A 12,755-nucleotide genomic window follows, 5' to 3' on the forward strand; every position below is an offset into this window, starting at 1 on the left:
GCTAGTTGTAGTTCCCCGTGAGGTTGTGAACGCGGTCTGAGGGGACGGCGCCGCCGATGCCGGTGTGGGGTCGGTGGTGGTTGTAGTGGTGCAGCCAGGCATCGTAGGTCGCGGCGCGGGCCGCCTCGGAGGTGTAGGTGGCGGCGTAGGCCCACTCGGTGGCCAGGGTGCGGTTGAACCTCTCGACCTTGCCGTTGGTCTGGGGCCGGTAGGGGCGGGTGCGCCGGTGCTTGACACCCTCGCCGAGGGCCGCGGCGAACGCTCGAGACCGGTAGCAGGAGCCGTTGTCGGTCATCACCGCGGTCACCGTGACCCCGATCCCGGCGAAGAACGCGTTGGCCCTGCTCCAGAACCCCGCCGCGGTCTCCTTGCGTTCGTCGGCCAGGATCTCGGAATAGGCCAGACGGGAGTGATCGTCGACGGCGTGGTGCAGAAACGCATAGCCCGGACCGCGGCCGTGGCCCGGGCTGTTCTTCTTGCCGGCCAGGCGGCCCAGCACGCGGTGTCCGCCGCCGTCGGGGATCCGGCCGAGCTTCTTGATGTCCACGTGCACCAGATCCCCGGGCGCGCTGGCCTCGTAGCGGACCGCGGCGGCCTTGCGCACCGGGAGCCCGGTGGCCTGGTCCAGGTGGGCCAGCAAGGGCATCTGGTAGCGGGCCAGGACCCTGCCGACCGTCGAGCGCGGGACGTGCAGGTGGTAGGCGATGCGGTGCGGGCCCCACCGGCGGGTGAACCGCAACGCCACGATCCGCCGTTCCGTGCGGCGCGGGCACCGGCTCGGGGACCGGCGCGGCCGGCAGGACCGGTCCGTCAGCGGCTGCCCAGCTCGATACCGCCTGGCCCACTTGCTCGCTGTTGCCGGGGAGCACTGGAACCGTTCGGCTGCGCGGCGCACCGCCCACCCGTCCTCGACGATCACCTTGGCCAACCGCAACCTGCCGGTCGGGGTCAACGGGGCGTTAGCGTGAGTCACGAGGACCTCCGGGTGTTCGAAGACGGTCTGGTAACCCCTTCGATACCGGAGGTCCTCGCCTCCCCGCTCACGCCACGCTGATCACAACGTCCCGAGGAACTACAACTAGGGCGTGTCTCCCATATGCGCGTCCAGGTGAGGCAGGCGGCCAGGATGATGGCGGCGCGGTAGGTGATGGCGAGCTTGTCGTAGCGGGTGGCCAGGCCGCGCCATTGCTTGGTCAGGGCGAAGTGGCGTTCGACGACGTTGCGGCCGCGGTAGGCGGCGGTATCCAGCCCGGGTGGTCGCCCGCCGCGCGACCCCCGGCGTTTGCGGGCGGCGATCTGGTCGGACTTCTCGAGGATCACGACCGTGATCCCTCGGGCGTGCAGGGCGTGGCGGTAGACCCCGGCGGAGTAGGCCTTGTCGGCGATCACCGCCTCGGGCCGGGTGCGTGGACGCCCAGGGCCCAGGCGTGGGACGCGGATGTCGGCCAGGACTGCTTCGAGCAGGGCGCCGTCGTTGCGGTGCCCACCGGTGACCACGGCGGCGAGCGGGCGTCCGTTCCCGTCGACGGCGGCGTGGATCTTGGTGGTCAGCCCACCGCGTGAGCGTCCGATGCCGTGACCTGCAGGTTCACACTCTCTGATCGGCAGATTCCTGTGATTCGACCCTGCCCCCCGTGTCCTGGTCCGGGCGGGACGTGTTCGTGCCGTGCTGGTGCGCGCGAGCGATCGTGGCGTCCACCGAGACCTTCCAGTCCAGCTTCCCGGCCGCGTCGGCCTCGGCCAGCAACCGCGCCAGCACCCGGTCCCACGTTCCGTCCGCGGCATACCGGCGGTGGCGCTTCCACGCCGTCTGCCACGGCCCGAACGCCTCGCGCGGCAGGTCGCGCCACGGGATCCCGGTCCGGTACCGGTAGGCGATCGCCTCGACCACCCGCCGATTGTCTGCGAAGGGATGACCCCGCCGGCCCGCGTTGGACGGCAACAACGGCTCCACCCGAGCCCACTGCGCGTCAGAGAACACCTGATACCGAGAAGACGACGTCACCGGCACAGACTGCCGCAAGCCTCACCCCAGATATGGGAGACACGCTCTAGTCGTCTGAGGTCTGCAGTGAGCAGGTCCAGCAACAACTCCTCATCGTTGTCGCCGAGGTGCTCACGCACAGTCGACTCGGCTTCCGGCACGAGCGCTCTCAGCCGTTCAAGGAACTCGGCCGCGGCAAGACTCATGACGCCAGTCTGCCCGGCGCAGCACCCGCTCACGCCGCCTGCCGCGGACCGGGTGCTGTGGAACATCTGGGCCTGGCGGGTGGATGCTCGGTCATGACACCCACACCGGAGTCCCTACCCATCCTCACGATCGACGAGCGGTGGCGGGCCGATCCGCTGCGGCTGGCGGTCGCGGGGTACCTCGCTCGGTACCGGGGCGAGACGCGCCGCCATGCCGAGTCGGACCTGCGCGCCTTCCTGACCTGGTGCCAGGAGCGCGGACTTGACCCGCTGGCTGCCCGGCTGCCTCCCATCGAGCTGTACGTCCGCTGGATGCAGGAGACTCGCCGCTACGCGGCGTCGACGGTCTCGCGGCGGATGCCCATCGTGGGGGGCTTCTATCGCACCTGCGCAATTGACGAGATCCTCGAGCACTCACCGGCCGAGTACGTGCGCCGCCCCAACGTGCCACCCGAGTCACCCACCCTCGGGCTGAGCCACCTCCAGCTCGAAGCCCGGCTGACCGCTTCACGCATTTCGGACAACAGGTGCGACTTCGCCTTGGTGTGTCTGCTCGGGCTCCTTGGGCTGCGGATCTTCGAAGCCTGCGCGGCGGACATCACGGACCTCGGCGAGGAGCACGGTCACCGCGTGCTGCGAGTTGTCGGCAAGGGCCACAAGGTCGTCCTGGTCCCGCTGCCGCCAGCCGTCGCCCGCTCTGTGGACCGCGCCGTCGCCAACCGCGTTGACGGACCACTGCTCCTGAACACCCTGGGCCGCCGCATGGACCGCCACGCCGCCAGCACCACCCTCGACCGACACCCGAACTACATCCTCGCCGCCTACATGGCCTCCGGGACCTGAACACAACGCCGCTCGTGCCGATGAGCGGACGGTCCAGCCCTCTGTCGAAGCCGCTGGCTGCTCGACGGCTTCGCCGGCCGTAGGTGCCTCCGTGCGACGATGGCGGCGTGGATGGCGTGCCTGTCTTGGTGCTGGTCGGACCGGCTGCGGTCGGTAAGTCGACTCTGGGGGCGCTGGTCGCCGATCGCCTGGGGGTTCCTTTCGTCGACGTCGACGAGTTGGGTGACCAGTACTACGTCGAGGTCGGATGGAGCATCGACCGGCTCGTGGAGCGGGCCACGGCTGTAGGTCGCGCCGCCGCGGAGCGAGAGTGGGAGCCCGCGCGAGCCCATGCGGTGTGTCGTGTGCTCGACGACCACCCGGGCGCAGTGGTCGCGCTCGGCGCTGGGCATACGAGCTTCACCGATCCCCGCATGGCGGGCAAGGTCAGCCGTGCGCTCTCAGCGGTGCCGCACGTCGCGCTCATCTTGCCGTCGCTGGATCGCGACGACGCACTCGTCGAGCTGCGCAGGCGATCGCTCGCGACGAAAGGTACCGATTGGGTCGCCTCTGGACATGACTTTCTTGCCGAGTGGCTCGACGACAAGGCCAGCCGACGGGTGGCAACACTCGTCGTGATCACTGACGGGGAGGCTCATGGCGCGACGGCTGGGCGACTTCTCGATCATGTACGCAAGGAGATCCCGCCAGACCAACGCGTCGCACCACAGTCATAGCCGGCGCTCATCCGGCCGTCACCGCCCGCGCAGGCCCTGGGAGCCCGCATCTGCCGCTGGCCGTTCACCGACCGGCCCCTTCCTACGAGCGCCACGCGGGCGAGCGCAGCGATACTGGGGTCATGATCGAGCACGTCTGGTCGAACGACCCGCTGCCCGAGGATCTGGGCGTCGTCGTCCTCGGACCGGTCCTCCTCGGCCGGGCGAATGGAGTTGCGGTGGGCCTGCGCTGCGTCTTCGCGCACCCGACCGGCCTTCACCTTCTGTTGGTTCTCCTCGCCAACGGCCATGGCGCCGACCTCGCGAACCGTGCTTCCTTCCCCGGCCCTGACAGCGCGCCGACGTTCCGGCTGCTCGCTGAGGCAAACGGCAAGCGTGGCCCAGTCGACCACTGGCGGCAGGGGGCCGAAGGTGGGGACGGCCAATTCGTGATGCGAGCCGACTACTGGGTCAACGAACTGCCTCACGATCGAACGCTCGCACTCACCGTCGCATGGCCGGAGATCGGACTCCCACAGACCAGCACGACGCTCCTGCTGGGCAACATGACAGATCTGGACCGCCGGGTCGTGTCTCTGCGCTAGTTCGCCGAGCGCACGCTCATGCCGCGGGCCGGTCGCTCTCTTAGTCCGGCTCGACGTAGGCCACGCCGCCCGTCAGAACGAGTGACGGGTCCACTCCGTCGACGGTGATGCTCAGCCAGTTCTCTCGACCCGCGCCCCAGCGTGGGAAGACGAACGCGAGGCACTCGGTACGCGCCGAACCGGCGTGGGTAGGAACGACGACGGTGTCTCCGCCATGGAAGTTGAGCCCTCGGTCGAGCACGGGTCCCGCGAGCACCACCCCGTCGAATCCCTCGATGGACGCTTCACATGCCTCGATGCGGAACGAGAACCGATCCATGGCAGAGATCGTGCCCTACTGTCCGCGCATGCGGCACTCCGCGCGGGCGCGGCGGCCCACCCCGCGTTGCGGGTGTCAAGGCCGGCGACTCCATCGGCTACGCCGCCCCTGCAGCTTGAGCGGACTCCACTGAGCGCTGCCTACCGGAGTCCGGCAGCGGCTCGGGCTGGACCGGTGACGCAGGCTGCGAGGAAGGGATCGACAGCAACACGGAAGGCGCCTGGCTGCTCGACCCACGGGTAGTGGCCGCAGCGCTCGAGAACAACGATCTGGCCCGCCGGGAAGAGCCTCGCCAGCGCCCTGACCGGCGCCACACCAGTCATGCAGTCTTGGGCTCCGGCCACGACGAGCACCGGCGCGCTGACGGCCCGAACACGCGCCGGGAGGTCGTGCGGGGGGTCGACGGTGAAGAACGCGCGCGCCGCGTCGAGGTACCACTGCCCGATACCCGCATGCTCCTGTTCCACCGGTCCCCAGGCCGCGTAGCTTGCCGGAGCCGACATCTGTTGCCAGGCGTTGAAGGCGTCGTCGCCACCCGCCAGGTCCGGGGCTCCCTCCAGGGCTGCGACGGCGGCGTCAAAGGCCGGCTCACCGCGGCGCGCGTCGATGAGCGCACCGGCGTCGGACGCCTCGTCAACAAGGTACCCGGCGGGTGGTGTGATCAGTACCAGCCCGGTGAGCCCGCGCGGGTACTGGGTCGCGTAGGCGATCGCGAGCCTCGTGCCGGCGGAGTGGCCGATGACCACGACGCGTTCGGCGCCCAGGTGCACGCGCAGAGCCTCGACGTCGTCGGCCTGGCGCCAGTAGGAACCATCCTCGACTCGGCTGGGCGCCGCAGAGCGCCCCACTCCCCGCAGGTGCGGTACCACCAGGGGGTAGGAGCTGGCGAGTCCGGCCAGGTCTCCGAGATACCCAGGATCGCGAGCCGCGCCACCCGCCAACACGATGACAACGCACTCGCCAAGGCCTTGGTCGCCAAGCACGTCGTAGTGGAGCGAGGCTCCGTCAGGGGCGAGGAAGGTCGGCACGGCCCGACCGTAGCCGCACCCGCGGCCGGACGGCGCCACCTTTTCCTCCAGTGGCTCGGCGTGAGGATGTGTGAGCGGCTCCCACTTCCACCGTGGTATCGCGACTGGCTGCACGGTCATGGCTCCCTTCTGTTGTGGCTGGTTGTCAAGGGGCCGCGATGAGGGCCTGTCGGACCGGGACGGGTCGGGCTAGCGTGGTGGTCGCGGGTCCGGGAAGTGGCTGATCCGAAGTGCCGGTGTGCGGGGGCAGGCCGGCCGCGCTGGATTGAAGAGTCGCCCCGCTGTGCCCTCCCGGACCCGCCTCGATCTTGGTCATCTGGACGCCCACGGCGTCGGTGACGAGCTGGCGGTAGACGACGTCGGACAGCCGCCGCTTGAGGCACCGCATCGCTTCCAGCGGCCGTTTGCCGGCGGCCCGCTTGCGGTCGTAGTAGACCCGTCCGGCGGTGTCGTGGTGGCGCATCTGGACTGTCGCGGCGATGTGTAGGACGTGGTTCAGGCGCCGGTTGCCGGCCCGGGACAGGCGGTGGCGTTGGTGGGCGCCGGATGAGGCGTCGATCGGTGCGGTCCCGGTCCAGGACGCGAAGTGATGCCGGGACGGGAACCGGGCGACGTTGCCGACGTCGGCCAGGATCCGGCCCGCACCGGCGGGTCCGATGCCGGGCAGGTCCATCAGGTGCGAGCCCCGGGCCAGGACGGCGGCCTTGATCTCGACGGTGATCTCCTTGACCCGCACCTCCAGGCGGCGTGCCTCGGTCAGTTCCTCCGCGAGCATGCGTCGGCGCACCCGCCCGGCGCCGTCGCGGGGACGGAGCCCGGCCAGCAGCCCCTGGTACTGGATGACCGACTTCTTGGTCGGCGCCCCACCGGGCACCAGCTCGGCGAAGAGCCTGTGTGCGCGGTTGAGCGCCTGGGTGCGGGCTGCGGCGAGCTCGTCGCGGCGGTCGACGAGCAGCCGCAGGACCTCCAGGTCCTCATCGATCACGACCTCGCGCAGCCGGTGATCGCGCAGGGCGACCATCACGATGGCGTGCGCGTCGTGGGCGTCGGTCTTGCGGCCCTGACCGGTGTCGAACACCCGCGACCGGGCCGACAGCTTCGCCGGGACGTCCACCACCTGCTCCCCGCCCGCGAGGAGTCGGGCGACCAGGGCGCGGCCCACACCCCGGGCGCCCTCGACCGCCCAGATCCGCCGCGGCCACTGCCGGGCGACGCCGATCATCGCCCGGTACCCGGCTGTCGTGGTCGGGAACGTGCCGCTGGCCCGCAGGATCTCTCGGGTGTCGCGGGCCTCGAGCGTGACCGACGCCTTGTGCGGATCGACGCCGATGACCACCCCGTCACCGCCACCGACCTCGGGTTGTGTCTCGTGCATGACGTGCTCCCTCCTCCCTGGACAGCACCGGCCAGGGCCGGCCGGCGCGAGCGAGGACGGGCAACGCTGTTTCGAGCAGAGCAGACCCTTCGTGAGCCACGTCCCCACTGCGGTGCCCGGGACGGACGCACTCCATGAAAGAGCCACACCGAACCACCGGTGGGCAGCCGCGATCAGAGCGACCCGCCCCGGGCACCTACCCGAGACTGACCGGCCAGCCCGTCCCAGGCAACAAACAGCCGCTGTCCGCGCTCGTGCCGCTGTCCGCGCTCGTCGCGGATGGGAGGGTGATCCTGGTGAAGGCCGTCGCGGGCTACTCGACCGACGTGGTCCATCTCTGGAACCGTCTTCTTTTTCGTTATACGATACGCGGGTGGTGAGCGAGGAGCAGATCCAGCGGTGGGCCGACGAGGCCGAAGCGGGGTACGACGTCGATGTGCTGAAGCGTCGGGGCCGTGGGCGTCCTGGTCGCGGGGCTGAACCGATGCAGGTCGTGGCGGTCCGGCTGACCGCCGAGGAGCTCGACGCTCTCGACGCGGCGGCAGCCAAGAACGACATGAGCAGGTCCGAGGCGATCCGGGCCGCGCTGGCCCACTTCGCTGCGTGAAGGTCCACCGGAGCGCGCTCAAGCACGGCGTCTCGCCGGAGGACGCGATCCAGGCGGCAGAGTGGTCGCTGTGGATCGAGCCCCTCGACGAGGACGGCGCTCCCCGCCGAGAACTGCGCCTGGGCTTCGACACCGGAGCCCGCCTGCTGGAGACGGTGGTACTCGTCCTCGAGAGCGGCGACGAGATGGTCATCCACGCGATGCCGGCTCGCAAGAAGTACCTCGACCTCCTGCCGTAATGACCGAGATCGGCACCCGGGCCGCCCGTCTGGCTCCGACGAACCATTCCGCTGGGTTTCCGCTGGGTTGACCCCGCCTCAGCCCCAACACGAAGGGCCCCTCGCCGGCGTTTCCGCTGGTCAGGGGCCCTTCCACTGTGCGCCATCAGGGACTCGAACCCCGAACCCGCTGATTAAGAGTCAGCTGCTCTGCCAATTGAGCTAATGGCGCGCGGTGCACGAGGCTACCACCGCTCACGGGGTGCAGCGAAAACGGGCTCGAACGCCCCACCGCGGCGACCCGCCGGGCGGCCGCGCCCCGCACCTGCTACGTCGCGACGCTGTCCTGCTCGCTCGCCTCGCCGTGCTCGTCCGGCACCCACCACTCGACCTCCGGCAGGCCCTCGTCCTCGAGGATCGCCGGCGACGGCGGGCCGTCCGGGCTCGCCAGGTCCGCCAGCAGAGCCAGCGGGACGCCCTCGGTGAGCAGGCTCATGACCTCGACGGACGCCTCCGTCTCGGCGTCCTCCACGGCCTCCAGCGCGGGCTTCTCCGGCACGAGAGACATCGTGGCCTCGCCGTCCTCACGCGGTCCGGTCTCCACGTCCACCTCTCGCACCTCTTTGCCCAGCGACGGACCCGTGGCATGCGCCACGTGTCGGGTCCCACTGCACCACCTCTGACCCGGCCGCGCAACGGGAGGCCCACCCGCCGCACACGCGGCCCGACCGCCGGTGCCGCGGGCAGCGCCGGACGGACCGGGACGGCCCGCTCACAGGTACAGGCCGGTGCCTTCGCCCGAGCCGGCCGGCTCGCCGACGCCGTGGATGTCGCGCTCCCGGAGCAGCAGGTACTCGACGCCCTGGAGCTCGACCTCCGCACGGTCCTCCGGGTCGAAGAGCACCCGGTCCCCGAGGGCCACCTGACGGACGTGCTCACCGGTGGCGACCACCACGCCCCACGCCAACCGTCGGCCGACGCTGGCCGTCGCGGGGATGACGATCCCCGAGGACGAGAGCCGCTCGGCGGACTCGGGGTCGACGTGGACGAGCACACGATCGTGCAGCATGCGGATGGGTGGGCGCTCCGGGTGCGCGACGGCGCGAGCGGCATCGGACGGGGTCACTCTCCGACGGTACCGGGGTGCCGGCAGCCACGGACGGGCGCGAGCGGCGCGGCAGGTCGGCGGCCGTCGGCTGGGTAGGCTGAAGGACCCCGTCCCAAGGAGAACGATGACCCGCCTCACCGTCGGCGACCTGGCCCCCGACTTCACGCTGCCGACCGACGACGGCTCGCCGCTGACCCTGTCCGCGCTGCGTGGTGAGCACGTCGTGATCTTCTTCTTCCCGGCGGCGATGACCCCGGGCTGCACCACGCAGGCGTGCGACTTCCGCGACTCCCTGGGGACGCTCGAGGCCGCGGGCTACCGCGTCCTGGGCATCTCCCCCGACCCGGTGGCCCGGCTCGCCGAGTTCAGGACGTTGGCCGGCCTGACCTACCCGCTGGCCTCCGACGAGGACCGCGCCGTGCTCACCGAGTACGGCGCCTACGGCGAGAAGATGCTCTACGGCAAGACGGTCACCGGTGTGATCCGGTCGACCGTCGTCGTCGCACCCGACGGGACCGTAGAGCTCGCCCAGTACAACGTCAAGGCGACCGGTCACGTCGCCAAGCTGCGTCGCGACCTCGGCCTGGAGTGAAGCCCTAGGCTCAGCCGTGAGCGCGAGTGGCGAAATCAGGCAGACGCGCCAGGTTTAGGTCCTGGTGCCTTCGGGCGTGCGGGTTCGATTCCCGCCTCGCGCACCCAGACCTGGCAGACGTCCCGGTCGTGGCCCCTGTCGATGCCTCGGCGTCGCGTCGGTTGTCGTACCTCGGAGGGCGAGTGCATGTCATCGGTGGAGCTATCCGCAGGTCGTTCACGACGCCGTGCATCGCAGTCTGACGGCCGCACGCCGTCGCGGGAGGACTGCGTGATCCGTGCGTAGCATCCTCCGGATCCTCGGCACGGCCCGGGAGCTGTGGCCGTACTACGCGGCCATCGTCGCGATCTCGCTCGCCCTGGCCGCGACCGGGCTCCTGACCCCGTTCATCATCAAGTCGGCGACCGACTACGTGGTCGCGGCGAACCAGGGTCAGACGATCGGCCTCTCGAGGGTGGTCTGGCTCGCGGCCGCCCTGCTCGCCGCGGAGCTCGCGAACACCCTGCTGAGCAACGTCGGCGGGTACCTGGGCGACACGATGGCCGCGAAGCTGCGCGCGACCCTCTCGGGCAAGTACTTCGCCAAGCTCCTGGCGCTCCCCCAGCGGTACTTCGACGACGAGCTGACCGGAACCGTGATCAACCGGCTCTCACGGTCCATCACCGAGACCACGAGCTTCCTGAACATGTTCGCGAACTCGTTCTTCCAGATGGTGCTGACCGTGGCCGCCGTCCTGGCGATCACGGCGTTCTACTCCTGGCCGATGGCCGTGCTGCTGGCCGTGATCTACCCGATCTTCCTGTGGCTCACAACGATCACCAGCTCGAAGTGGCAGGTGCTCGAGGCGGAGAAGAACCGCGAGTTCGACATCGCCGGCGGGCGGTTCGCCGAGGTCGTCGGTCAGATCCGCGTGGTCAAGAGCTTCGTCCAGGAACGTCGCGAGCTGGCGACCTTCGCCGGCCGCTACGATCGGACGGTCCGGACCACCCAGGAGCAGTCGCGCTACTGGCACCGGATGGATGCCTCCCGCCGGGCCGCGCTGAACGTCATCTTCTTCGCGATCTTCGCGATCCTGTTCGTCCAGACCGCCCGCGGAGTCTTCACGATCGGCGTCATGGTCCTGCTCATCCAGCTGGTGACGATGGCGCGCCAACCGGTGTTCTCGATGAGCTTCCTGGTCGACTCCTCCCAGCGCGCCATCGCCGGGAGCCGCGACTACTTCACTGTCATGGACGAGCCGGTCGAGGTCGACGCGCTGGCCGCGGTGACGGTCAGGACGTCCGACGACGGTCGGGTGCCCGCCGGGATCGACTTCGAGTCGGTCTCGTTCGGCTACCCGGGCGGGCAGGACGTCCTGAGCGAGGTCACCTTCTCGATCCGCGCGGGTGAGCACGTCGCGGTCGTCGGCGAGAGCGGCGGCGGCAAGTCGACCCTGATCAGCCTGCTCCTTCGGCTGTACACGCCCTCGTCCGGCGTGATCCGGATCGCCAGCACCGATGCCGCGGACCTGGCCCTGGCCGAGCTGCGGGCCGACATCGGGGTCGTCTTCCAGGACCCGGCCCTGTTCTCCGGGACCATCAAGGAGAACATCGCCTACGCCACCCCGGACGCCGGCCCGGACGAGATCGTCGCCGCGGCACGGTCCGCGAACGCCCACGAGTTCATCGAGCGGTTCGCCGACGGCTACGACGCCCAGATCGGCGAACGGGGCATCAAGCTCTCCGGCGGGCAGAAGCAGCGCATCGCCGTCGCCCGGGCGATCCTCAAGGACGCGCCGATCCTGATCCTCGACGAGGCGACCAGCTCCCTGGACTCCAAGTCCGAACGACTCGTCCACGAGGGCCTCGAGCACCTGATGGCCGACCGGACCACCTTGATCATCGCTCACCGGCTGTCGACGATCTCGTCCGTCGACCGGATCATCACCCTCAAGGACGGCCGCGTCGACGAGATCGGCACCCCCGAGCACCTCGCCACGACCGGCGGCATCTACGCCGAGCTGCTGGCTCTGCAGGCGTCAGCGACCAAGCGGGACCGCAGACGCCTCCAGGAGTTCGACATCCGCCCGTAGCCGCGCGCTGCCAGGGCGGCTCGAGACCTGCCGCGACGAGGTCACGGGGTCGTCAGCCCCGGGCGGTCGACGCACTCGCGTTGACCTCGTACGACGTGTTCGTCGCCTCGAAGAAGTTGACCAGCTGCAGGGTGTCGTTGGCCGCAGCCATCCACTTGGCCGGGTTCGGCACGTTGTAGTGCGGCTCGAAGCCGAGCTCCTCCAGGCGCCGGTCGGCGAGGTACTTGACGTACTGGTTGACGTAGTCGGCGTTGAGCCCGAGGATCCCGTGCGGCAGCAGGTCGTGGTTGTACTGCTCCTCCAGCGCGACGGCGTCGAGCACCATCTGCCGGATCTCGTCGGCGAACTCCGGGGTCTGCAGGTCCTCGTTCTCCTCCAGCACCGTGAGGATGAGGTTGATCCCGAACTTCAGGTGCAGCGACTCGTCGCGGACCACCCAGTCGATCAACGAGCCGAAGTTCCGCAGCAGGTTCCGCTGCCGGAAGCTCAGGGCGACCATGAACCCGCTGTAGAACCAGATCCCCTCGAGCACGACGTTGTAGGCGACGAGGTTGCGCACGAAGTCCCGCTTGCCCTCGGTCGTCGTGATGTCCAGGGTCTGCTCGGTCATCCGGGTGATGTAGTGCACGCCGAACGCCTCCTTCGCCGCCATCGACGGCACCGTGACATGCGACTCGTAGGCCTGGACGCGGTCGATCGGGAAGGTCTCCAGGACGTACTCGAACGACATGCAGTGGTTGGCCTCCTCCCACATCTGCTTGGCCAGGTACAGGTGCGCCTCGGGCGCGTTGAGGTACGGGTACACGCCGAAGGCCAGGGCCTTGTTGACCAGCAGCTCGTTGGGGTTGAAGTAGGACATGAGGAACGTCACGGCGTGCTTCTCCTCCTCGGTCATCCGGGCGAAGTCGCTCAGGTCCTCACCGAGCTGGATCTCGTTGGGGAACCAGGTGTTGGCGACGGCCTGGTCGTACAGGTCCATCGCCCACGGGTAGCGGACCGGCTTGAGCAGCAGGCCCTCCGAGATCCCGGTGCCGAGGATGCGGTGTGCGGTCATGGTCGTGCTCCTTGTCGTGAGTGCGGTGCTCAGGGCGGGATTGGCGGCGG

The 12,755-nt window shown here is 69.6% G+C and carries 15 protein-coding genes, 2 tRNA genes and 1 pseudogene; 8 read left to right on the forward strand and 10 right to left on the reverse strand.

The genetic code is table 11. The annotated features are described in order from the left end of the window. Position 1: 1 nt before the first annotated feature. The 3 genes and pseudogenes from K415_RS0120770 to K415_RS0120785 form a co-directional block, all read right to left on the reverse strand. On the reverse strand, positions 2–973 hold the full coding sequence (locus tag K415_RS0120770; RefSeq protein ID WP_024285613.1) for an IS481 family transposase: 972 nt from the start codon (positions 971–973) through the stop codon (positions 2–4). Positions 974–1,098: 125 nt separating this feature from the next. Further along, positions 1,099–2,011 (reverse strand): annotated as a pseudogene (locus K415_RS23680) (IS5 family transposase); the annotation flags it as partial. After that, on the reverse strand, positions 2,002–2,190 hold the full coding sequence (locus K415_RS0120785) for a hypothetical protein (RefSeq protein WP_155859543.1): 189 nt from the start codon (positions 2,188–2,190) through the stop codon (positions 2,002–2,004). The pseudogene K415_RS23680 and the gene K415_RS0120785, both read right to left, overlap by 10 nt. Before the next feature lie 93 nt (positions 2,191–2,283). On the opposite strand from K415_RS0120785, the gene K415_RS0120790 reads away from it, so the two are divergent. From K415_RS0120790 to K415_RS0120800, 3 genes are all read left to right on the forward strand, one after another. Further along, positions 2,284–3,033: a hypothetical protein gene (locus tag K415_RS0120790; RefSeq protein ID WP_024288945.1), complete on the forward strand. Its 750-nt coding sequence runs from the start codon at positions 2,284–2,286 to the stop codon at positions 3,031–3,033. Between the two features lie 107 nt (positions 3,034–3,140). Beyond that, positions 3,141–3,749 (forward strand): shikimate kinase, encoded by a 609-nt coding sequence (locus tag K415_RS0120795; protein WP_024288946.1) that lies wholly within the window; start codon positions 3,141–3,143, stop codon positions 3,747–3,749. Between the two features lie 122 nt (positions 3,750–3,871). Next, the gene (locus K415_RS0120800; RefSeq protein WP_024288947.1) at positions 3,872–4,333 is read left to right on the forward strand and encodes a hypothetical protein; all 462 of its coding nucleotides are present in this window, start codon (positions 3,872–3,874) and stop codon (positions 4,331–4,333) included. Positions 4,334–4,373: 40 nt separating this feature from the next. On the opposite strand, the gene K415_RS0120805 is transcribed toward K415_RS0120800, so the two are convergent. The 3 genes from K415_RS0120805 to K415_RS0120815 form a co-directional block, all read right to left on the reverse strand. Further along, positions 4,374–4,652 (reverse strand): hypothetical protein, encoded by a 279-nt coding sequence (locus K415_RS0120805; protein ID WP_024288948.1) that lies wholly within the window; start codon positions 4,650–4,652, stop codon positions 4,374–4,376. Positions 4,653–4,792: 140 nt separating this feature from the next. Then, positions 4,793–5,680 (reverse strand): alpha/beta fold hydrolase, encoded by an 888-nt coding sequence (locus K415_RS0120810; RefSeq protein WP_024288949.1) that lies wholly within the window; start codon positions 5,678–5,680, stop codon positions 4,793–4,795. A 145-nt stretch (positions 5,681–5,825) separates the two neighbouring features. Next, positions 5,826–7,055, reverse strand: a complete 1,230-nt coding sequence (locus tag K415_RS0120815; RefSeq protein ID WP_024288950.1) for an IS110 family transposase — start codon at positions 7,053–7,055, stop codon at positions 5,826–5,828. Between the two features lie 373 nt (positions 7,056–7,428). Here K415_RS0120815 and K415_RS0120820 point away from each other — a divergent pair, with 373 nt between their 5' ends. After that, positions 7,429–7,662 (forward strand): ribbon-helix-helix protein, CopG family, encoded by a 234-nt coding sequence (locus tag K415_RS0120820; protein WP_024288951.1) that lies wholly within the window; start codon positions 7,429–7,431, stop codon positions 7,660–7,662. Beyond that, on the forward strand, positions 7,659–7,901 hold the full coding sequence (locus K415_RS0120825) for a toxin (RefSeq protein WP_024288952.1): 243 nt from the start codon (positions 7,659–7,661) through the stop codon (positions 7,899–7,901). Before K415_RS0120820 ends, K415_RS0120825 begins: the two co-directional genes overlap by 4 nt. A gap of 138 nt (positions 7,902–8,039) precedes the next feature. Here the strand turns inward: K415_RS0120825 and K415_RS0120830 are convergent. The 3 genes from K415_RS0120830 to K415_RS0120840 all read right to left on the reverse strand — a co-directional run bounded on the left by K415_RS0120830 (position 8,040) and on the right by K415_RS0120840 (position 8,949). Beyond that, positions 8,040–8,112 (reverse strand) — tRNA-Lys (locus K415_RS0120830). A 96-nt stretch (positions 8,113–8,208) separates the two neighbouring features. Further along, positions 8,209–8,490 (reverse strand): hypothetical protein, encoded by a 282-nt coding sequence (locus tag K415_RS0120835; RefSeq protein WP_024288953.1) that lies wholly within the window; start codon positions 8,488–8,490, stop codon positions 8,209–8,211. A gap of 162 nt (positions 8,491–8,652) precedes the next feature. Beyond that, positions 8,653–8,949, reverse strand: a complete 297-nt coding sequence (locus tag K415_RS0120840) for a co-chaperone GroES (protein ID WP_029664296.1) — start codon at positions 8,947–8,949, stop codon at positions 8,653–8,655. A gap of 163 nt (positions 8,950–9,112) precedes the next feature. Between K415_RS0120840 and K415_RS0120845 the strand changes: the two genes are divergently transcribed. The 3 genes from K415_RS0120845 (at position 9,113) to K415_RS0120855 (ending at position 11,651) form a co-directional block, all read left to right on the forward strand. Further along, on the forward strand, positions 9,113–9,580 hold the full coding sequence (locus K415_RS0120845; RefSeq protein ID WP_024288955.1) for a peroxiredoxin: 468 nt from the start codon (positions 9,113–9,115) through the stop codon (positions 9,578–9,580). 20 nt (positions 9,581–9,600) lie between these two features. Next, positions 9,601–9,683: transfer RNA gene (locus tag K415_RS0120850), tRNA-Leu, on the forward strand. A gap of 174 nt (positions 9,684–9,857) precedes the next feature. Next, a complete protein-coding gene (locus K415_RS0120855) occupies positions 9,858–11,651 on the forward strand; it encodes an ABC transporter ATP-binding protein (protein WP_024288956.1) in 1,794 nt (597 codons plus the stop codon). 52 nt (positions 11,652–11,703) lie between these two features. Here K415_RS0120855 and K415_RS0120860 read toward each other — a convergent pair whose 3' ends face one another. After that, entirely contained in the window at positions 11,704–12,705 is a 1,002-nt protein-coding gene (locus tag K415_RS0120860; protein ID WP_029664297.1) for a ribonucleotide-diphosphate reductase subunit beta, read from the reverse strand. Between the last annotated feature and the right edge of the window lie 50 nt (positions 12,706–12,755).

The organism is Cellulomonas sp. KRMCY2, assembly GCF_000526515.1.
Taxonomy (GTDB): Bacteria; Actinomycetota; Actinomycetes; order Actinomycetales; family Cellulomonadaceae; genus Actinotalea.

Coding starts and splice junctions, on each gene's coding strand:
- K415_RS0120785 (WP_155859543.1), bottom strand. CDS start 2,190: ATGAGTCTTGCCGCGGCCGAGTTCCTTGAACGGCTGAGAGCGCTCGTG.
- K415_RS0120790 (WP_024288945.1), top strand. CDS start 2,284: ATGACACCCACACCGGAGTCCCTACCCATCCTCACGATCGACGAGCGG.
- K415_RS0120800 (WP_024288947.1), top strand. CDS start 3,872: ATGATCGAGCACGTCTGGTCGAACGACCCGCTGCCCGAGGATCTGGGC.
- K415_RS0120805 (WP_024288948.1), bottom strand. CDS start 4,652: ATGGATCGGTTCTCGTTCCGCATCGAGGCATGTGAAGCGTCCATCGAG.
- K415_RS0120815 (WP_024288950.1), bottom strand. CDS start 7,055: ATGCACGAGACACAACCCGAGGTCGGTGGCGGTGACGGGGTGGTCATC.
- K415_RS0120840 (WP_029664296.1), bottom strand. CDS start 8,949: ATGCTGCACGATCGTGTGCTCGTCCACGTCGACCCCGAGTCCGCCGAG.
- K415_RS0120845 (WP_024288955.1), top strand. CDS start 9,113: ATGACCCGCCTCACCGTCGGCGACCTGGCCCCCGACTTCACGCTGCCG.
- K415_RS0120860 (WP_029664297.1), bottom strand. CDS start 12,705: ATGACCGCACACCGCATCCTCGGCACCGGGATCTCGGAGGGCCTGCTG.